The sequence below is a fragment of the Saccharomonospora azurea NA-128 genome, from assembly GCF_000231055.2.
In the GTDB taxonomy this organism is placed as follows: domain Bacteria; phylum Actinomycetota; class Actinomycetes; order Mycobacteriales; family Pseudonocardiaceae; genus Saccharomonospora; species Saccharomonospora azurea.
The window spans coordinates 2394613-2414796 of record NZ_CM001466.1 but is presented as its reverse complement, the minus strand read 5'-3'; the positions used below and the strand labels follow the sequence as shown (position 1 = coordinate 2414796).

Genomic DNA, 20184 nt, shown 5'->3' with positions numbered 1-20184 from the left:
AACACGGAATTGGCACTCGGCACCGTTGAGTGCTAGGTGGCTGGTCGCCGACCGCCGCCTGAAGGTCGGGACGGTGAGGCCATGTTCGGCGATACCGAACTGGTCGTCCGTCGCGGGCACCGAGCCTGGCCGAGGACGTGTCCTGACTACCGGAGGACCACACCGAAATGGCCAAACTGATTGCGTTCGACGAGGACGCCCGCCGCGGTCTTGAGCGCGGTCTCAACACCCTCGCCGAGGCCGTCAAGGTGACGCTCGGCCCCCGTGGCCGCAACGTCGTGCTCGAGAAGAAGTGGGGCGCGCCGACGATCACCAACGACGGTGTCTCGATCGCGAAGGAGATCGAGCTCGAGGACCCGTGGGAGAAGATCGGGGCCGAACTCGTCAAGGAAGTCGCGAAGAAGACCGACGACGTCGCGGGTGACGGCACCACGACCGCCACGGTGCTCGCCCAGGCTCTCGTCAAGGAGGGTCTGCGCAACGTCGCCGCCGGCGCCGACCCGATCGCGCTGAAGCGCGGCATCGAGCAGGCCGTCGAGGCTGTCACCGAGCAGCTGCACAAGATGGCCAAGGAGGTCGAGACCAAGGAGCAGATCGCGGCCACCGCGTCGATCTCCGCGGCCGACAAGACCATCGGTGAGCTGATCGCCGAGGCGCTCGACAAGGTCGGCAAGGAAGGCGTCGTCACCGTCGAGGAGTCGAACACCTTCGGGCTCGAGCTGGAGCTCACCGAGGGTATGCGCTTCGACAAGGGCTACATCTCCGGCTACTTCGCCACCGACGCCGAGCGTCAGGAAGCGGTCCTGGAGGACCCCTACATCCTGCTGTTCGGCTCGAAGATCTCGAACGTCAAGGACCTGCTCCCCGTGCTGGAGAAGGTCATGCAGGCCGGCAAGCCGCTGCTGATCATCGCCGAGGACGTCGAGGGCGAGGCTCTGGCCACCCTGGTCGTCAACAAGATCCGCGGCACCTTCAAGTCCGTCGCCGTCAAGGCCCCGGGCTTCGGTGACCGTCGCAAGGCGATGCTGCAGGACATGGCCATCCTCACGGGCGGCCAGGTCATCAGCGAGGACGTCGGCCTGAAGCTGGAGAACGCCGACATCTCGCTGCTGGGCCAGGCCCGCAAGGTGGTCGTCACCAAGGACGAGACCACCATCGTCGAGGGCGCCGGTGACGCGGAGCAGATCCAGGGCCGCGTCAACCAGATCCGCGCCGAGATCGAGAACAGCGACTCCGACTACGACCGCGAGAAGCTGCAGGAGCGCCTGGCCAAGCTCGCCGGCGGTGTCGCGGTCATCAAGGCCGGCGCCGCCACCGAGGTGGAGCTCAAGGAGCGCAAGCACCGCATCGAGGACGCGGTGCGCAACGCCAAGGCCGCCGTCGAGGAGGGCATCGTCGCCGGTGGTGGCGTGGCTCTGCTCCAGGCGTCCAAGGCCGCGTTCGACAGCCTCAAGCTCGAGGGTGACGAGGCGACCGGCGCCAACATCGTCAAGGTGGCCGTCGAGAGCCCGCTCAAGCAGATCGCTGTGAACGCGGGTCTCGAGGGTGGCGTCGTGGCGGAGAAGGTCAAGACCCTGTCGCAGGGCCACGGCCTGAACGCCGCGACCGGCGAGTACGAGGACCTGGTGGCCGCGGGCGTCATCGACCCCGCCAAGGTCACGCGTTCCGCGCTGCAGAACGCCGCCTCCATCGCCGCGCTGTTCCTGACCACGGAGGCCGTGGTCGCGGACAAGCCGGAGAAGGAGAAGGCCGGTGACCCCACCGGTGGCATGGGCGGCATGGAAGGCATGATGTGATTCCAGCCCCATAGGCGCGAAAGGCCCGGCACCCGTCAAGGGAGCCGGGCCTTTTCGTGTCCGCGTCCTGCGTCCGCGTGTCCGCGGTTGGCGTACGCGAGGCTCGGGCGGCGCTGCTCTGGGTAGTGCGGTCCGGCGATCAAGTACACGTCTGGATCTTTCGCGACACTAACGACCTGAATACCGTCCGTGTCGACATCCGTACCGGGAGGTTGACATGGGCAGAAAGGGCACCTCGCGCCGTCCACGGAGACGTGGCGCGACGACCGTGGCGGCTGGAGTGGCCGCGGTCCTGCTCGCCACGACACTCGTGCACACCGCGTCGGCGCAACCGACCTCCACCGGCGAGGTCGTCGCAGGAAGCAGTGCCGACGCGGTGTCCCTGTTGCGCGTACCGACACCGACCGAGGCCCACGTCGACCGGTTGGTCGCGGCCGGCGCCGACATCGCTCCCGTGCTGGGCGACGGCTACGCGGAGGTCTACGCGCACGGTGCCGACGACCGGGAGCGACTGCGGGCGGCCGGATTCGACTACGACGTCGTGATCAGCGACCTCGCCGCGCACACCCGCGCCGTGCTCGCCGAGGACGCCGCCGAGGCGCGCACGCTCGCCGCGTCGCCGCTGCCGAGTGGCCGCAACACCTACCGCACGTACGCCGACTACGGCACCGACATGGCGGACCTCGCGTCCGCGCGCCCCGACCTGGTCGAACCGATCACGCTCCCGCACCGGTCGTTGCTGGGCAAGGAGGTCCGGGGTCTGGAGATCGCGCACGACGTCGACGCGGACGACGGCAGGCCGGTCTTCCTCCTCGTCGGCACCCACCACGCGCGGGAGTGGCCCACCGCCGAGGTCGTCATGGAGTTCGCCACGGACCTCGTGCACGGTGACGGGCGCGACGAGCGCATCACCGGTCTGCTGGAGCGTGCGCGGATCATCGTGGTGCCGATCGTCAACGTCGACGGCTTCGACATCTCGCGCGGTTACCTGCACGAGTACAAGCGCAAGAACTGCCGGCTCGGCGACGGCGATGACGACGTCACGCCGGGCGAGTGCGCCGACGCCGACAACGCCGACATCGGCGTGGACCTCAACCGCAACTACGGCGGCAACTGGGGTGGCAAGGGCGCGAGCGTGAACCCCGGCAGCGGGACCTACCGGGGCGCCGCGCCGTTCTCCGAGCCGGAGGTGCGCAACGTCCGCGAGCTCGTGTCGAGCCGGCAGGTGACCTCGCTGCAGAGTGTGCACAACTACGGCGGGCTGGTACTCCGCCCGCCACAGCAGTCCGACACGCCGCTCACCGCCGACGAGGAGTTGTACGCGGAGATCGGGGACGCGTTGGCGGACGCGACCGGGTACCGCAGCATCCCCTCGTACCAGCTGTACGACACCAGCGGATCCACCGGTGAGTGGAGCTACTTCACCACGGGCGGGTTCGGTTTCGAGTTCGAGCTGGAAGGCGGCAACTTCCACGTCGGCTACCAGAAGGCCGTCGTCGACCAGTACCTGGGCGTCGGGACGCAGGACCACGCGAACGGCGGTGTGCGCGAGGCGTTGCTGCGGCAGTTCGAGGTGGCGGCGAACCGCGACTACCACGCCGTGTTGGAGGTGTCGGCACCGCGAGGGGCGCGGCTGTCCGTGGAGAAGGTGTTCACCCAGCACACGGCTCCGGTCCAGCAGCCGGGCGGCGGCGTCGGGGAGCCGATCCCGTTCACGAGCGAGCTGACGTCGCAGCTGACCGCGCCGGGCGGTGTCGTCGAGTGGAGCGTCAACCCGTCGGTGCGGCCGGACCGGGACGGCGGCACGATCACCGAGAGCTGGACGGTGCGGTGTGAGCGTGCGCGGGGCAATGCGTGGCAGGAGACGCGGGTGACGGTCTCCCGGGGTGAGCGGGTGGCCGTGGACCTGTCGCGCTGCGCGGGCGGCGCGAGGCCGTAGCCGTACGGGAACCGCGGACACGCGTGCATGAACCGCGGACACGCGTGCGCAGGGCGCGGACACGCCGGCAGGGGGCTCGACTCCTCGGCGTGTCCGCGCTTCTCGTACGGGTCTTTGCGGTTTCCGGACGGCTTTGAAGTCCCTCACACGGTCGTTTCGTTCACCCGTTCGGACGGGTACCCGGAGGGCGAATACACAGGAAGGAGTGATGAGCGTGGCAGACACACTCACCGGCCGCCGGGTCGCGTTTCTGGTCGCACCCGAGGGAACGGAGCAGGTGGAGCTCACCGAACCGTGGAAGGCCGTCGAGAACGCCGGCGGCAGGCCCGAGCTGATCTCCACGAAGTCGGGAAGCATCCAGGCGTTCAACCACCTGGACAAGGCGGACACGTACACGGTGGACCGCACCGTGGCCGAGGCGTCGGCCGACGACTACGACGGCCTCGTCCTGCCCGGTGGCGTCGCGAATCCCGACATCCTCCGCACAGACGAGAAGGCCGTGAGCTTCGTTCGCGACTTCTTCGCCCAGCAGAAGCCCGTCGCGGTGATCTGTCACGGGCCGTGGACCCTCATCGAGGCCGACGTCGTCCGTGGCCGCCGCCTGACGTCGTGGCCGAGCCTGCAGACCGACCTGCGCAACGCGGGTGCCGAATGGGTCGACGAGGAGGTCGTCGTGGACCAGGGGCTGGTCTCCAGCCGCAACCCGAACGACCTGCCCGCGTTCTGCTCGAAGCTGGTGGAAGAGATCGCTGAGGGCAAGCACGCCAAGCAGGCAGCCGGCGCCTGATCACACGCCAGTCGATCACGTCTTCTCGCCCGGCGACGCGTGGTGCACGCCGAGTCTCTCGGCCAGCGCCATGGCGTCGCCGGGCGCTTTCACTTTGATGTCGTTGTCGAAGTACACCCAGACGTCGTGGCCCTGCGCGTGCCAGCGACCGATCTTCTCCGCCCACGCGTCGAGGGCCTCGTCGGTGTACCCGCTGGCGTAGAGCTCGACGTCGCCGTGAAGCCGAACGTAGACGAGGCCGGAGGTCACGTCCTCGAGGTACGGCCAGGTGCCCGCGGTGTCGGCGACGACGAGCGCGATGTCGTGGGCGCGGAGCAGGTCCGGAAACGCCGGGTCGGTGAAGCTGGGGTGGCGCACTTCGAGGGCGTGGTGCAGGGGCCGGTCGGCCCCGACGTCGGTGTGGGGTTCGAAGGTCACCTTGTCGTCGTGCCGGCGGGCCAGCTCCGCCGCGGCGACGGTGGTGCGCGGGAGCCGGTCGAAGAACTCGGCGAGGCGCTCTGCGTCGAAGGACAGCCGGGGCGGCAGCTGCCAGAGGACCGGGCCGAGCTTGTCGTCGAGCGCGAGCACGCCGGAGGCGAAGAAGTTCGCCAGGGCCGCCTCGACGTCCCGCAGCTGCTTCATGTGCGTGATGAACCGCCCGCCCTTGACGGCGAAGCGGAAGCCGGGCGGGGTCGCGTCCCGCCACCGCCGGTACCGTTCGGGCCTTTGCAGCGAGTAGAACGACCCGTTGATCTCGACGGTGTTCACCCGCCGGGACAGGTATTCGAGCTCGCGCCGCTGCGGGAGGCCCTTGGGATAGAACACGCCTCGCCAGCCGGGATAGATCCAGCCCGAGGTGCCGATGCGGATCTCAGCGCCGGGGACGGGGATGCTCGCGCTCCTTCCCGTGCGGCAGTCGGCTCACAGCGGTCGCAGCAGGTCGTCGGCGTCGACGATGTGGTAGGCGTAGCCCTGCTCGGCGAGGAACCGCTGCCGGTGGGCGGCGTAGTCGGTGTCGACCGTGTCGCGCGAGACCACGGAGTAGAAGTGGGCCTGGCGCCCGTCGCCCTTCGGTCGCAGGAGCCTGCCGAGGCGCTGTGCCTCCTCCTGGCGGGAGCCGAACGTGCCCGACATCTGGATGGCCACGGACGCCTCGGGCAGGTCGATGGAGAAGTTCGCGACCTTCGAGACCACGAGCTTGTCGATCTCGCCCCTGCGGAAGGCGTCGAACAGGGCCTCGCGTTCCTTGTTCTTCGTCGAGCCCTGCACCACCGGTGCGTTCAGTTCGGCGCCGAGTTCCTCCAGCTGGTCGAGGTAGGCGCCGATGACCAGTGTCGGTTCACCCGCGTGCCGTTCGACGATCGACTTGACCACGCCGATCTTGGTGCGTGCGGTGGAGGCGAGGCGGTAGCGCTCGTCGGCCTCCGCGGTGGCGTAGCCGAGTCGCTCGGCGTCGGTCAGGGTGACCCGGACCTCGACGCACTCGGCGGGCGCGATCCAGCCCTGCGCCTCGATGTCGCGCCACGGGACGTCGTAGCGCTTCGGGCCGATGAGGGAGAACACGTCGCCCTCCCGGCCGTCCTCCCGCACCAGGGTTGCGGTGAGGCCGAGGCGCCGCCGTGACTGCAGGTCGGCCGTCATGCGGAACACGGGTGCGGGCAGCAGGTGCACCTCGTCGTAGATGACGAGCCCCCAGTCCCGCGAGTCGAACAGCTCCAGGTGCTTGTACTCGCCCTTGGTGCGGCGCGTGATGACCTGGTAGGTGGCGATGGTGACGGGGCGGATCTCCTTCTTCTCACCGGAGTACTCGCCGATCTCGTCCTCGGTGAGCGAGGTGCGTTCCACGAGCTCGCGCTTCCACTGCCTGCCCGCCACGGTGTTGGTGACGAGGATCAGCGTCGTGGCCTCCGCCTGGGCCATGGCCGCCGCGCCGACCAGCGTCTTGCCCGCGCCGCAGGGGAGCACGACGACACCCGAGCCACCTGCCCAGAAGGTCTCGGCGGCCTGGCGCTGGTAGTCGCGCAACGCCCAGCCGTTCTCCTCCAGGGCGATCGGGTGCGACTCGCCGTCGACGTACCCGGCGACGTCCTCGGCGGGCCAGCCGACCTTCAGCAGCGCCTGCTTGAGCCTGCCCCGCTCCGACGGGTGCACCACGACGGTGTCGGGGTCGATGCGCGCGCCGAGCATCGGGCTGATCTTCTTGTGCCGCAGGATCTCCTCGAGCACGGCGCGGTCGGTGGTGGTCATGACGAGGCCGTGCGCGGGATGGTTCTGGATCTGCAGCCTGCCGAATCGGCCCATGGTGTCGACGACGTCGATCAGCAACGGCTGCGGCACGGGGAAGCGGGAGTACGTGGTGAGGGCGTCGACGACCTGTTCGGCGTCGTGGCCCGCGGCGCGCGCGTTCCAGAGCGCCAGCGGAGTGATGCGGTACGTGTGGACGTGCTCGGGTGCGCGTTCGAGTTCGGCGAACGGCGCGATGGCGATGCGTGCGTCGTCGGCGAGGTCGTGGTCGACCTCCAGCAGCACCGTTTTGTCCGACTGGACGATCAGGGGGCCATCAGTCACGTCCTCCTTTATACGTGTCCGCGGTCAGGGGAGTTCCTCTCTCGGCACCAAGGCCCCCACATCGAGGCGTTCGGTGAGCTGCCCCGAGCCGTGCATGAGGTCGGCGACCCGTTGGAGGCGTTCGGCGTGCACGACCTGCGGATAGGTGCCGAGTGACACGAGCGACGCCGTGACCTCGTCGACGTCGGCGAGCCGGGGCAGTGCCCGGCGGACGGTGCCGTCGTCGGCGCCCTTCTGCTGAGCTTCGGCGAGGAGGTCCCGGAACAGCGCGAGCGTGCGCGGGTGTGCGGCGCCGAACTCCTCGGTCGTCGCGTACGCCGACATCGGGAAATCCTCGGTGGCGCCGTGGGCGCAGTCGGCGAGGACGAGGGCACCGTGCTCCTTCTGGGCGACCGTGAGGTGGGGTTCGGTCATCCAGGCCGCATCCACTCGGCCCTCGCGCAATGCCTCGACCATTCCGTCGAACGGAATGACCTCGAAACTGATCGCCGCGGGGTCGACACCCGCGGCTCTGAGAACGGAACGTGACGTGAGCGCGCCGAGACCGTCCGGCGTGGGAACCGCGATTCGTGGAGCGGGCAGTCGACTCGGATCGGTGTACGGCGAACCGGGAAGCGTCACGAGCGCCATGGAACCGGTTCCCGCGACATACGCCTCGCCCTGAAGGGTGATCTTCGTGCCCGTGGCGGCGGCGTGGAACAGAGTGACGTTGCCGGCGAAGACCACGTCGACCCGCTGCTCGGTCAGCGCCTCGATCGGGTCGTCGTCGTCCAGTTCGACCAGCTCGACCTGCAGGCCGCCGCGACGGAACAGGCCGTCGGAGACGGCGAGCCGCAGCGGCGCGGTCTCCACGGCGTTGCTCACACCCACCGACAGGCGTTCCGTCTCCGGACCGGGAGCGGTCGGCGCGTCCGTTTCATCCAAGAACGAGCAGGAACCGAGTAGCAGAACAACGGCGAGGACGAAAAGCACGCGCCCCTGAGTTCGCACGGCCGCCTCCATGATCGAAAGGAATTCTCCCGACAATGTGTGGAGCTTAGAGCGATCAAGGCAATACCATGCGTCGGCAACCCTTCTCCGGCCATGGGCGTCCCACCGATTGTGAGAGGGTGCCGTTACCCTCCAGGAGCATTTCGAAGCGGACCGCCTGACCGCGGATGACCGAAGGAAGCCCAGGTGACTCGTCGCAGTGAACGTCCTCGGGACGGTGCGGCGACCGCCGAACGTGCCGGTGGCCGATGGCGGGTCCGCAACTGGCGGTTGCGGACCAAGCTGGTCGCGATCCTGCTCATCCCCGCCGTCGCCGTGCTCGTGCTGGTGGCCCTGAGAGCCACCGACGACCTCGACAGGGCGGCGACGTTCAGTGAGGGCGCCGAACGCATCAGGGTCGAGACCACCGTCGCCGAGGTGGTGCACCAGCTCCAGCGGGAGCGCGACCTCACGGTGCGCCACGTCGCCGGTGGTCGTGAGGGCTCGCTCGACGAGCTCAAGGAGCAGCGCGAGCGGGTCGACGCCGCGATCGGGGAGTTCGATCGGACGCTGGCCGGCTCGGCGCACGCGCTGTCACCCGAGACTCTCGCCCTGTTCGAACGCATCGGCCAGGAGTTCGGCACCCTGACCGGGTTGCGGTACGCGGGCGAGAACACGGCGCTGCCGTCGGAGGCGGTGCTCCGCTCGTACAGCGACCTGATCTCGGACGTGCTCGGTGTCGGTGAGGTGTTCGTCTCCGACGCCGTCGACCGCGAACTCGCCGGGAGCCGGCTCGTGGCCAACGCGCTGGCGCGGGTCAAGGACCAGCTGTCGATCAGGCGCGCCGTGGTGGCACAGGCACTGGCGCGCGGCAGTCTCACCAAGGACGTGGAGCGCGCCCTGGTGTCGGCGGAGGCACAGCTCGCCGCGGCGAAGGACGACTTCACCACGTTCGCGACGCCGCGTCAGCGGCGCATGTACGACGACACGGTCATCGGTCTCGTGGTCGACCTGGGCAACGGCATCGTGGAGTCGGTGCTCACCAGGGCCGAGAACGGCGGCGATCTGGCGGGACTGTCGGCCGACGAGTGGGATCGCGCCTCCACCTACACCGTGAACCTGGTCAAGCGCGTGCAGGAGCAACTGCTGGAGGACCTGCAGGAGCGTTCCGACGCGCTCGCGGCCGACGCGCGCAGCTCGGCGGGGACCGACGCCGGGGTGGTGCTGGGGGCGTTGCTGCTCGGGGCCATTCTGGCGGTGGTGGTCGCGCGGTCGCTGCTGCGTCCGTTGAGGGCGTTGCGCAGCAGCGCGCTCGACGTCGCCGAGCACAAGCTGCCCGCGGCGGTCGACGACATCCTCACCGAGGAAAACCCGACGCCCGAGCACATGTACACGCGTGCGGTGGAACCCGTGCCCGTCCACACGCGCGACGAGCTCGGCGAGGTGGCCAGGGCGTTCGACGCCGTCCACGGTGAGGCGGTCCGGCTCGCGGGGCAGCAGGCCATGCTGAGGGAGAACGTCAACTCGATGTTCGTGAACCTCTCGCGGCGCAGTCAGGATCTCGTGGAACGTCAGCTCGTGGTCCTCGACCGCATGGAGGAGCACGAACAGGATCCCGAGATCCTCGGCGGGTTGTACGAGCTCGACCACCTCGCGACCCGGATGCGCCGCAACAGCGAGAACCTGCTCGTGCTGGCGGGCGAGGACGGCGGTCGGCCGCTGCCGGGCTCGGTGCCCGCCTCGGAGATCATCGGCGCCGCGTTGTCCGAAGTGGAGCACTACCAGCGGATCTCGGTGGAGACGCCGCCGATGCTGTCCGTGCAGGGCGACGTGGCGTCCGACCTCATCCACGTCATCGCGGAGCTGTTCGAGAACGCCACCGCGTACTCGCCGGAGCGCGAGATGGTGACGGTGGTGAGTTCGGTGACGCGCGAGCGGCAGTGGCGCATCGAGATCACCGACCGGGGCGCGGGGATGCCGGAGACGGAGATCCGCAGGGCCAACACCCGGCTCGCCGAACCGCCCGACGTGGACGTCGAGGTGTCGCGCCGGATGGGGCTCTACGTGGTCGGCAGGCTCGCCCGGCGGCATCAGATCGAGGTGCGGTTGGCGGCGGCCGAGCCGCGCGGGCTCACGGCGACCGTGCTCGTGCCCGCCGAGTTCGTCGAGCCCGACAATCCCGAGTCGATCGAGTTGCCCGTGCCGTCGACGGCGTCGGCCTCGGCCGAGGTGCCGCCGGCTTCTCCGGTGTCCCACGCCCTCGGCGTCGCCGCCAACGTCCACGTCGAGGCCGTGGTCGAGGCCGACGAGGACGACTGGGCCGGCGCACCGCAACCGGACGAACCGGCCGAACTGGACAGACTGCCGCTGCTGACGCACTCGCTCGACGAGTGGACCCTCGAGGACGACCGGTTGGTCGGCGCCACCGTGTTCGAGCCGGCCGAACTACCCGACGAGACACCGCGCCGCACGACCGTCGAACTGGGAGCCCAGCCCGCCTGGCCGACGGAGGACGACGACGCCCGGCATCCTCCCGCACTGGAGGAGGAGGTCCCGACCGACCGGTTGCCCGCCTACCAGGCCGTGCTGTCGCAGTGGTTCCCCGAGACGGACATCCCGGGCGCCGACGAGGTCAGCTGGCCCGGCGAGCCGACGGGACCGGGCGAGGTCGTCGACGACGAGACGGATCTCGAACGCACCGAACCCACCGCGACGGGTGCCGGGGCGATCGCGTCGGCGTTGGCCGACGAAGAGGACGACACCGTGCCCGGGCCGGTCGCGCCCCGACACGGTGTCGTCGATCGTCGTGGTGAACGCCCACCACCCGTGAACCGCTCGCCCGAGGCGGTGCGGGCACGTATGGCGAGCCTGCAGCGTGGCGTCCAGCGGGGCCGTCACGCGGGCGGCGACTGACCGGCCCGGCCGGCCGCCGCCCGCGTCGGATCAGCTTCCGCCGGCGACGTCCGCCTTCTCCTTGACGCCGCCGCCGTGGAGCAACCGCGCCACCTCGGCGCGCATCGACACGAACTCCGGCGACTCCCGGGTCGTGATCTGGTCGCGCTCCTTGGGCAGGTCGACCGTCAGGTCGGCCACGATCGTCGCGGGCGACTTCGACAGGACGAGCACCCGGTCGCCCAGGTAGACGCTCTCGTCGATGTCGTGGGTGACCAGCAGGACCGTGCTGCCGTTGGCCGACTGCACGTTCCTCAGCAGGTCCTCCAGTTCGAAGCGGGTCTGCGCGTCCACCGAGGCGAACGGCTCGTCCATGAGCAGCAGCGCGGGACGCCTCGCCAGAGCCCTGGCGATCGACACCCGTTGCTGCATGCCGCCGGAGAGCTGCCACGGGTACTTGCCCGCCACGCCCGGAAGGTTCACCCACTCCAGGGCCTCCTCGGCCCTGCTGCGGCGCTCGGCCTTGCTGATGTCGCGCCGCCACCGCAGCGGGAACTCGACGTTCTGCCGCACCGTCAACCACGGGAACAGCGACCGGCTGTAGTCCTGGAACACCACGGCCAGGTCCTCCGGCACACCGTCCACGCGGTTGCCCTGCAACGACACCTCGCCGCCGGAGGGCTTGACGAGCCCCGAGATGCAGCGCAGCATCGTCGACTTGCCGCACCCGGAGGGACCCACGATGCACGCGAGTTCCCCGGTCTCCACGGTGAACGTCAGGTCGTTCACCGCGAGGTGAGCGCCCTCCCCACCGCCGTAGCGGTGGTACAGGCCGGACACCTCCAGCATTGTTGCCATGTCACGCTTCCTTCGTCTTGGCGTCCGCGGTACCCCGCGTGGGTTGCCAGGACAGCACCCGGCGCTCCACGGCCAGCAGCAACGCGTTGAGTCCGTAACCCAGCACCCCGAGCAGCACGATCCACACCCACATCACGTGGAATTCGAAGCTCTGCTGAGCGAAGATCAGCTGGAATCCGATCCCGTTCGTGACCCCGACCATCTCCGAGATCACCATGAGGATCAACGCCAGGGACAGGCTCAGCCGCATCCCCGCGAAGATCTTCGGCATGGCCGCGGGCAACACGACCATGGTGACCCAGTAGCGCCGCGGAGTCCGGAACGAACGCGCCGTCTCCTGCTGCAGCGGGTTCACCGAACGCACGCCGTCCACCGTGTTCAGGATGACCGGCCAGATCGAGCCGAACACGATCGTCACGACCTTCATGGTGTTGTCGATGCCGAAGAGCACCAGGAACACCGGGATCAACGCCGGAGGCGGGACGGCCCGCATGAACGACAGCAGAGGCCCCGTGTAGTCCAGTGCCCTCTGCGACCGGCCCAACGCCGTGCCCAGCGCGACGCCGAGCACCACCGCGACCGCCCAGCTCCCGAAGACCCTGCCCAGGCTGGGCAGCACGTCGTCGAACACGGTGTCCGCGAGGAACAGCTGGGAGGCCGGGCCCGAGAAGTAGACCTCCACGGCCGTGGAGAGGATCTCGGAGAGCCGGGGGAAGAACGGACTCTCCCCGGCCATCGCGCCCAGCTCCCACGCCACGACGAGCGCGAGGACGAGCGACCACTTCAACAGGAAGGACCTGAGCGCTTCCACGCCCCGGCCCGGTCGGTGGTCATGAGCTGATGGTGATTGTGTGCTCATGCCACCTCCGCCGTGGTCGCCTTGTGCCACCCGAACAGCCTCCCGCTCAGCCTTTCCAGGCCCTCGTTGGCGAGGTAGCCGATCAGTCCCGCCACCACGGTGCCCGCGAGCACGATGTCGGTTCTGCCCGCGCCGTGCGCCGCCTCGAGGATGACGCTGCCGATGCCGACGTTCGCTCCCGCGATGAACTCCGTACTCACGATCACGATGAGACCCACCGAGGCCGAGATCCGGAGCCCGGTGAACACGAACGGCGCCGCGTGCGGCAGGGCCACGGAGGTGAGGATGCCCGCCTTCGAGACCCCGCACGACCGTGCGGTGTCGATGAGGAGCGGGTCGATCTCGTCGAACGCGTAGATCGTGTTGTAGAGGATCGGCCACACCGCGGCGTACACCGCGAGAGTGATCTTCGCCTCAGGTCCTCCGCCGATCGACACCAGGATGAGCGGAATGAGTGCCACGGACGGGATCGGTCTCAGGAACTCCACGAGCGCGCGCGTCGCGATGCGCACGCGGGGGAAGTTGCCGAGCACGAGTCCCAGCGGAACACCGATCGCCGCGGCGATGCCCAGGGCGATCAACCATGCGAGCACCGTGGCGATGGTGTCGCGCAGGAATTCCTCCTGCCCGAGCAGATCGGCGATCCGCGTCAACACCACCGTCGCCGGTGGAACATCTTCTTCCCTGACCAGGCCGGACCTGACCACCAGTTCCCAGAGACCCAGGAAGGCGATCAGGCCGACAAGGTTCCGTACCAGAGGTCGCACGTCAGGTCGTACTCGGACTCACGAGCAGTGACTCGACGTCGAACTTCTTCTTCAGCAGGCCGAACTCCACCATCAGGTCGGGCACCCGCTGCAGTCGCGAGGCGTCCAGGCTGGAGTGGAAGTTCGGCAGGTTCACCAGCGCCGCCGTGGTGGCGTCGATGCCGGCGGTGTCCTGGATGACCGGCTCGATCACCTCGCGGTCCTGGGCGTCCTGGGTGGCCCGCTCCATCGCACGCTGGAAGGCCGCGACCGTCTTCGGGTTCTGCTCGACGAACTCGGCGAGTGAACCGTAGCCGGCGAGCGGGAAGTCCTTGGTCGGCCCGGCGGCGACGTCCCCGATCGGAGTCACGCCGTGCTTTTCGGCGCCGATCGTGAGGAACGGTTCCAGCACCAGACCCGCGTCGACGCGGCCCTTCGCGACGGCGGACGAGATGTCCGGGAACGACATCGTCACGAATTCGACGTTGTTGTGGTCGAGACCCTTCGCCTTCATCGCCGACATCACGAGCGTGTCGGAAATCGTCTTCAGCGCCGACACGGCGACCCGCTTGCCTTCGAGGTCCTCGATCGACTTCACCTCGCCGTCCTTCTTCGCGACGAGCACGAAGGTGTCCGGAGCAGCGGAAACCGCGTCGGCGACGATCTTCAGTTCAGCGGTTCCGGCCGTGTGGGCGAGGAGGAACGGCACATAGCTCGACTGCACGATGTCGGCGTCGCCGCCGATCATCTTCTGCGTCGCGGCCTGGCCACTCGCGGCGACCTCGATCTTGACGTTGAGGCCTTCCTCCTTGAAGTATCCCTTCTCCTGAGCGATGTAGAGGGGAGCGACGTCGATGGAGGGCAGGTGCGCAACGGTGATTGTGGACTTCTCGACGGAGCCGTTACCGCCCTGGGACTCCGGCGCGTCCTCCTCGCCGCTCAACAATCCACATCCGCTGGTGGTCGCGAGCAGGCCCGCGGCCATCACGGCGGCGGCCAGCCGGCGTGGTCTGGACTTCTTTCTCGTCGGGGTGCCGTGTCGAAGCAAAGCCACTCCTCAGTGAGGTTCGTACCCAGTTTCGGTGAGCTGACCGAGCGCGAAGCCCTCCCACAGTCGCTCAGTGAGCCACGGTCACTGTAGAGATTCGTCGCGCCACTCACAATGAGTACGTGCGTGCAATCCGTCGGTGGTGTTGGTCCACTCGTTCGGATGCTTACGGTTGTGGTGTAATTAACTTTGGGTTAGTCGTGCGGCGCAGTTGTGGGCTTCCTTCGCGAGGTACACGCTCGGTGAAGTCCGACGAGGACCAACGGTGGTGGGCTTACATCCCAAGGTGGTCTTCGCTACATTCTGTGTCTCAACTGGGGTGGCGGAACACCGAAGTAGTGACGGGCAGATGACTGTTTGGTGTAATCCAGGCCGATCTCATCGGCCGGGTCGACGTTTCGGTGTGCTGACCGACCTTACGAGGATTGACCCATCTGGGGGGCTCCCGGCATGCTTCCGCTGCCCGGTCACCAAGGCGGTGACCAGTAGTCGCGTAAGCGTGCACGGTGAGTGACAAGTGCTCGGCCAAGACGCCGGCGACATCCGGCTCGGACAACGATGGTGGTAAAGCGGTGCCCAAGACTGAGACCGCGGACGGGGATGGGCTGGGATCCGACAAGGACGGGGCCCAGAGCCAGGAGGGACAGGAGGCGTCGGCGCGTCAGGACACGACCGAGTCTGGTGTCGACTCCGAGGTCACGACGTCTCGGTGGCGACTGAGCAACTGGCCTCTCCGTTACAAGCTCGCGGTCGTGTTGATCATTCCGCTGTTGACCGCACTCGTCTTCGGCAGTCTTCGCGCTGTCTCGGAGTTGAGTGACGCCGGCGAGTTCGACGACACGGTCACACAGGTCGAGGTGGCACAGCAGGTCACGGCGCTGGTGCACGAGCTCCAGAAGGAACGGACCCTGCAGGCCATCGACATGTCGTCCGACTGGGTCGACACGCGGACCGTCGACGAGCAGACCTCCAAGGTGAACGAGGAGGTGACCCGCCTGCGGGACCTGCTCGCCGAGCGCGATCTCGGCGACGAGGAGCTGCAGCGGACCTACGACCGCGCGATCCAGCGGCTCAACGCCCTCGACCCGCTGCGGGCCAAGATCAACAGCACGAACATTCCCGAGCTGACGGTCAACAGCATCTACAACTCGATCCTCGAACCGCTCGTCAACCTCGGCCGGACGGTGAACCTGTCGGTGACCGACCGGGAGTTGCTGCGCCGCGGCACCACGGTCCAGGCCGTCACCGAGGCGAAGGAGCACACGGCGCGCGAGAACGCGACACTGCAGATCGCCGCCGGACACCACGCGTTCGTCTCCGACCTGCTCTCGCGCTCCCTGTCGTCGCAGGCGAGCGCCGAGGCCGCCATCGGGAACTTCAACTCGAACGCGAACCTCGACGAACAGCAGCGGTTCTCCGACACGGTCTCGGGTGCGGAGGTGGACAACCGGGCGCGCATCATCGGTACCGCCTACGCCAGCATCGACACCGAGGGCGGTCTGAGCATCAGCTCGCGCCAGCTGTTCACCGACGGCAGCGCGACGGTGGACATGATGCGCGAGATGGAGAGCGAGCTGCTCTCCGGCCTGCGCAGCCACGCCGAAACACTGTCCAGTCAGGCCAGTCAGGCAGCGTGGGTCTTCTTCGGACTGATGACGGTGACGTTGGTGGCCACCGTCGCCCTGACCCTGATGGTGGCGAGGGCGCTGACCCGCCCGCTGCGCACGCTGCGGTCGAGCGCGCTGGAGGTCGCCTACGTCCGGTTGCCCGAGACGGTGCGCCGCATCCTCGCCGACCCCAACCCCATGGAGGCGTCGCGCGACGCCGTCATGCCCGTCCCCGTGCACACGCGCGAGGAGATCGGCGAAGTGGCGCGGTCGTTCGACGTGGTCCACGAGCGCGCCATCCGACTCGCGGCCGAGCAGGCGCTGCTGCGTGAGAACGTCAACGGCATCTTCGTGAACCTCTCGCGCCGCAGCCAGCGTCTCGTGGAGCGCCAGCTCGGCATCATCGACCGGCTGGAGTCCGACGAGCAGGACCCCGACCAGCTCGCGAGCCTGTTCGAGCTCGACCACCTCGCGACGCGGCTGCGCCGCAACGGTGAGAGCCTGCTGGTGCTCTCGGGCGCCGGGCTCACCAAGACGATGTCCAAGCCGGTGCCCGCCGCCGACGTCATCGGCGCCGCCGTGTCGGAGATCGAGCAGTACGCCCGGGTGGAGCTCGGCACGATCCCCGAGGTCGCCGTGCAGGGCCGGGCGGTGCACGACCTCGTGCACCTGCTCGCGGAACTGCTCGACAACGCGACCTACTTCTCCGAGCCCGACACGAAGATCAGCGTGCGCGCGGTGGTCACCCGCCGCACCTCGCTGGCCGTGCAGATCACCGACCGCGGTGTGGGTATGTCGGAGCAGCAGCTCGCCGAGGCCAACGAGCGGCTGGCCGATCCGCCGGACCTGGACGTGTCGGTGACCCGGCGCATGGGTCTGTACGTGGTCGCGAGGCTGGCGAAGCGGCACGGCATCGAGGTGCGGCTCCGGGAGAACGAGGACATCGAGGGCGGCGTGATCGCCCGGGTCGTCGTTCCGAGCGAACTCCTCACCGGTACGTCCTCGACGTCCATCCCGTCCGGGGTGCCCATGGCCCCGCGCGAGACGCGGTCCGAGATGTCGGCGTCGTCGTCGTTTGTGGACACCCCCCCTCCGGCCGGGGTGCCGCCGCTTCCCGCGCCGCGCAAGCCCTCGGTGGACGCCGACAGGTCGGCACCACCGACACCACCGCCACCGCCGACACCGACGCCGCCGCCGACACCGACGCAGCCCCCGGCGTCCGAGGAACCGGCTCCGCAGAGCGAGACCGGGGCCTCCCATGTGGAGAACGGGCTGCGGCCGCTGGACCAGCCCATCAGTCTCGACGACCTCGTCGGTGGCACCGGCAAGGCGGCCGGACCGTTCGTCAGCCCGGCGCCGCCGGAACCCGTGCGAGAGCCCGCGACCGAGCTCCTGCAGCCGGAACCACCGACCGGCGCGGAAGAGCCGCAGTGGCCGGTCGAGTCGCCGGACGGCGACGACGGTCAGGTCGGCGAGCCGACCGAGTACGCCTCCGCGGTGTCGTCGGTGCCGTCGGTGTCGCCGAACGAGGAGACGCGCTACGTCCCGAGGGACGAGGCCCCGGAGTCCGCTCCGTCGGGCGGCGGCGACGGTAGCGCACTGGAGGACGACGTCCCCACCAGGAGACTGCCGATCTACCAGTCGGTGCTGTCGCGGTGGTTCAGTGAAGAGGAGCCCGCACTCGAGGAGTCGGTGTCCGACGACGCGAGTGTGGGCGAGGCCTGGGGTGCCGAGCCTGGTTCGGTGTCCGACCCGGATCCGAACGAGGCGGTGGATACCGAGGTGAAGACGCACGCCGAGGAGCCCGAGAGCACCGCGTCCGACTCGCGGGACGAGGGCTGGCACAGCATCTCCGACACCGGCTGGCAGGCCGCCCACGCGCTGCTCGAGGAGAAGCACGAGGAAGTGACTCCCGCCGGTCTGCCCAAGCGCGTGCCCAACGCATACTTGGTGCCGGGTTCGGTCTCCCCGAGCAAGGGCAACGCGTTCGCCGACACCACGGTCGGGGAACCCGGACGCAGTGCCGTCGCCAGATCGGCCGAGGCGGCGCGCAACCGCATGAAGAGCTTCCAGCGTGGTTACCAGAGTGGTCGCCACGCGCTCAAGGAGCCGTCGGCCCAGAGTGAGCAGTACGACGAGACGGGCAACGACACCCGTCACAACGGGGCGAAGGAGTAGAAGTTGACACGCGCGGGTTCAGCGCATCCGGGTGCGCCGAAAAAGGGCAACTCCGGACAGCAAGGCAGCTTCGCTTGGCTCATCACCGACTTCGTGCACCGGGTTCCCGGTGCCGCCCATGCCGTGGTCGTCTCCGCGGACGGGCTGCTGTTGGCGGCTTCGCGTGGCCTGCCCAAGGACAGGGCCGACCAACTCGCGGCGGTCGCGTCGGGACTCACGAGCCTGGCGCGCGGTGCGGCGCAGGTGTTCGAGGGTGGCCCCGTCGCGCAGACCGTCGTCGAGATGGCGAACGGGTTCCTGTTCCTCATGTCGGTGTCCGACGGCTCCTGCCTCGCGGTACTCGGCGCTCCGGACAGTGACATCGGGCTCGTCGTCTACGAGATGACGCTCCTGGTGGATCGCGTCGGCCAGCAGATGACGCCGGAATTGAGGGCGCAGCTCCAGGGCTCGCGCCGGTAGGACATCCGGGTTCCGAGACAGCGCTTCGACATCAAGCAACGCAGTTTCCGTGAGACAACGCAGTTCGGTGACAACACACTGAGGAGACCGCCGTGGATACCGGGCACTCACGAGGTGATCGACGGCTCGACAGAGACCGTGTGACTGGGGGTTGGCCGAGCGAGCCGGAGGACGCGGCGTTCTCGGGCCGCGGAGGCCGCGGGCGACGCCCGTCGAGGAGAGTCGACGACCCGCTCGACACGGGGGAGTGGTTGCGTTCCGGGGGGCTCGACTCCCCGGGGCCGGCGGACTTCGACCTCGCCGACTACAGCCGTTCCTCGTTGTTCTCCGGTCCCGGCGCCGAACTGTACGGAATGGGTGGCGGCGGATTCTCCGACGAGGCCACGTCGGGTTACGACGATCGCGGTCACGGCTACGGACGCCGCGCCCGCGACACCGGCTCCTACGACACGGGCTCCTACGACACGGGTTCCTACGACACCGGTGCCTACGATGCGGGACCCGGGTCCGGTGAGTTGTCGCGTCCCTCGCTGCCCCGGCACCCGAGGGACGTCGAGCCGGAGGAGTCGTCGGGTCTCGTGCGCCCGTACTTCCGCACCCGAGGCCGGACGAAGCCGGACTACGACCTGGCCATAGAGGCCCTGATCTCCACCAGCGAGCGGGGCAGGCGGCTGGAGCGCGTGCGCGTGCCCGAACACCGCTCCATCTGCGGGCTGTGCCTCGACACCAGGTCGGTCGCCGAAGTAGCCGCGTTGCTCAAGATGCCGCTCGGTGTCGTACGAATCCTCGTTGGTGACGTTGCCGGTCTCGGTCTAGTGCTCGTGCACTCCGCCTCCTCCTCCATGGTGGGAGACCGGCCCAGTATCGAGTTCATGGAAAGGGTTCTCAGTGGGCTTCGGAGAATTTGACGCGTCCGCTGCTCCGCCGGCGGCGTCAGGCCCGACCCAGTCGGCCAAGATCGTGGTCGCCGGTGGTTTCGGTGTGGGGAAGACGACGCTCGTCGGGGCTGTGTCGGAGATCGACCCTCTGACCACCGAGGCGTCCATGACCGAAGCGAGCGTTTCGGTCGACGACCTGTCGCAGACGCCGAACAAGATGACCACCACGGTCGCGATGGACTTCGGCAGAATCACGCTGGACTCCGACCTGGTGCTGTACATCTTCGGCACGCCGGGCCAGCATCGCTTCTGGTTCATGTGGGACGACCTCGCGCACGGTGCCATCGGTGCGGTGGTGATGGTCGACACCAGGCGGCTCGCGGACGCCTTCCCGTCGATCGACTTCTTCGAGAACCGCAAGCTGCCCTACGTCGTGGCGATCAACTGCTTCGACCGGCTGTTGCACCACCAGATCGAGGACGTCCGCCACGCGTTGACCATCTCGCCCTCGGTGCCGATCATGGCCTGTGACGCGCGGGACCGGGAATCGGCCAAGCAGGTGCTCATCTCGATCGTCCAGCACGCCATCGCTCATGACATGGCGCTGCGGGCGGGGTGATG

15 protein-coding genes are annotated in these 20184 nt (G+C 68.6%); 8 read left to right on the top strand and 7 right to left on the bottom strand.

The annotated features are described in order from the left end of the window. The first annotated feature begins 167 nt into the window (after positions 1–167). The 3 genes from groL to SACAZDRAFT_RS10645 all read left to right on the top strand — a co-directional run bounded on the left by groL (position 168) and on the right by SACAZDRAFT_RS10645 (position 4522). Positions 168–1796, top strand: a complete 1629-nt coding sequence (groL, locus tag SACAZDRAFT_RS10655) for a chaperonin GroEL (RefSeq protein ID WP_005441469.1) — start codon at positions 168–170, stop codon at positions 1794–1796. A 268-nt stretch (positions 1797–2064) separates the two neighbouring features. Next, positions 2065–3735: a M14 family zinc carboxypeptidase gene (locus SACAZDRAFT_RS10650; protein ID WP_232286256.1), complete on the top strand. Its 1671-nt coding sequence runs from the start codon at positions 2065–2067 to the stop codon at positions 3733–3735. Between the two features lie 208 nt (positions 3736–3943). Next, on the top strand, positions 3944–4522 hold the full coding sequence (locus SACAZDRAFT_RS10645) for a type 1 glutamine amidotransferase domain-containing protein (protein WP_005441465.1): 579 nt from the start codon (positions 3944–3946) through the stop codon (positions 4520–4522). A gap of 15 nt (positions 4523–4537) precedes the next feature. On the opposite strand, the gene SACAZDRAFT_RS10640 is transcribed toward SACAZDRAFT_RS10645, so the two are convergent. From SACAZDRAFT_RS10640 to SACAZDRAFT_RS10630, 3 genes are all read right to left on the bottom strand, one after another. Beyond that, positions 4538–5326, bottom strand: a complete 789-nt coding sequence (locus tag SACAZDRAFT_RS10640) for a DUF72 domain-containing protein (RefSeq protein WP_005441463.1) — start codon at positions 5324–5326, stop codon at positions 4538–4540. Between the two features lie 96 nt (positions 5327–5422). Continuing rightward, positions 5423–7069, bottom strand: a complete 1647-nt coding sequence (locus SACAZDRAFT_RS10635; RefSeq protein WP_005441461.1) for a DNA repair helicase XPB — start codon at positions 7067–7069, stop codon at positions 5423–5425. Positions 7070–7093: 24 nt separating this feature from the next. Continuing rightward, the gene (locus SACAZDRAFT_RS10630; protein ID WP_005448440.1) at positions 7094–8071 is read right to left on the bottom strand and encodes an ABC transporter substrate-binding protein; all 978 of its coding nucleotides are present in this window, start codon (positions 8069–8071) and stop codon (positions 7094–7096) included. Between the two features lie 174 nt (positions 8072–8245). Here SACAZDRAFT_RS10630 and SACAZDRAFT_RS10625 point away from each other — a divergent pair, with 174 nt between their 5' ends. Beyond that, positions 8246–10951: a sensor histidine kinase gene (locus SACAZDRAFT_RS10625; protein WP_005441457.1), complete on the top strand. Its 2706-nt coding sequence runs from the start codon at positions 8246–8248 to the stop codon at positions 10949–10951. Positions 10952–10981: 30 nt separating this feature from the next. On the opposite strand, the gene SACAZDRAFT_RS10620 is transcribed toward SACAZDRAFT_RS10625, so the two are convergent. Genes SACAZDRAFT_RS10620 through SACAZDRAFT_RS10605 form a run of 4 tightly spaced genes read right to left on the bottom strand, consistent with a single transcriptional unit; the run spans position 10982 to position 14441 of the window. Then, positions 10982–11788 carry an ABC transporter ATP-binding protein gene (locus SACAZDRAFT_RS10620; protein ID WP_005441455.1) on the bottom strand — a complete coding sequence of 269 codons (807 nt, stop codon included), beginning with the start codon at positions 11786–11788 and terminating at the stop codon, positions 10982–10984. A 1-nt stretch (position 11789) separates the two neighbouring features. Then, the gene (locus SACAZDRAFT_RS10615) at positions 11790–12647 is read right to left on the bottom strand and encodes an ABC transporter permease (protein WP_005441454.1); all 858 of its coding nucleotides are present in this window, start codon (positions 12645–12647) and stop codon (positions 11790–11792) included. Beyond that, on the bottom strand, positions 12644–13414 hold the full coding sequence (locus tag SACAZDRAFT_RS10610) for an ABC transporter permease (RefSeq protein ID WP_005441452.1): 771 nt from the start codon (positions 13412–13414) through the stop codon (positions 12644–12646). Before SACAZDRAFT_RS10610 ends, SACAZDRAFT_RS10615 begins: the two co-directional genes overlap by 4 nt. 1 nt (position 13415) lies before the next feature. Further along, the gene (locus SACAZDRAFT_RS10605) at positions 13416–14441 is read right to left on the bottom strand and encodes an ABC transporter substrate-binding protein (RefSeq protein WP_005441450.1); all 1026 of its coding nucleotides are present in this window, start codon (positions 14439–14441) and stop codon (positions 13416–13418) included. Between the two features lie 572 nt (positions 14442–15013). Here SACAZDRAFT_RS10605 and SACAZDRAFT_RS10600 point away from each other — a divergent pair. From SACAZDRAFT_RS10600 to SACAZDRAFT_RS10585, 4 genes are all read left to right on the top strand, one after another. Beyond that, positions 15014–18226, top strand: a complete 3213-nt coding sequence (locus SACAZDRAFT_RS10600; RefSeq protein WP_040927735.1) for a sensor histidine kinase — start codon at positions 15014–15016, stop codon at positions 18224–18226. Positions 18227–18229: 3 nt separating this feature from the next. Continuing rightward, positions 18230–18685 carry a roadblock/LC7 domain-containing protein gene (locus SACAZDRAFT_RS10595; protein WP_005441445.1) on the top strand — a complete coding sequence of 152 codons (456 nt, stop codon included), beginning with the start codon at positions 18230–18232 and terminating at the stop codon, positions 18683–18685. A gap of 92 nt (positions 18686–18777) precedes the next feature. Further along, a complete protein-coding gene (locus SACAZDRAFT_RS10590) occupies positions 18778–19593 on the top strand; it encodes a DUF742 domain-containing protein (RefSeq protein WP_005441439.1) in 816 nt (271 codons plus the stop codon). Continuing rightward, the gene (locus tag SACAZDRAFT_RS10585) at positions 19574–20182 is read left to right on the top strand and encodes a GTP-binding protein (RefSeq protein ID WP_005441436.1); all 609 of its coding nucleotides are present in this window, start codon (positions 19574–19576) and stop codon (positions 20180–20182) included. Before SACAZDRAFT_RS10590 ends, SACAZDRAFT_RS10585 begins: the two co-directional genes overlap by 20 nt. Positions 20183–20184 lie beyond the last annotated feature (2 nt).

Bases quoted from the DNA above. Each gene is read 5' to 3' on its own strand.
- groL (WP_005441469.1), top strand. From the start codon at position 168: ATGGCCAAACTGATTGCGTTCGACGAGGACGCCCGCCGCGGTCTTGAG.
- SACAZDRAFT_RS10645 (WP_005441465.1), top strand. From the start codon at position 3,944: ATGAGCGTGGCAGACACACTCACCGGCCGCCGGGTCGCGTTTCTGGTC.
- SACAZDRAFT_RS10630 (WP_005448440.1), bottom strand. From the start codon at position 8,071: ATGGAGGCGGCCGTGCGAACTCAGGGGCGCGTGCTTTTCGTCCTCGCC.
- SACAZDRAFT_RS10620 (WP_005441455.1), bottom strand. From the start codon at position 11,788: ATGGCAACAATGCTGGAGGTGTCCGGCCTGTACCACCGCTACGGCGGT.
- SACAZDRAFT_RS10615 (WP_005441454.1), bottom strand. From the start codon at position 12,647: ATGAGCACACAATCACCATCAGCTCATGACCACCGACCGGGCCGGGGC.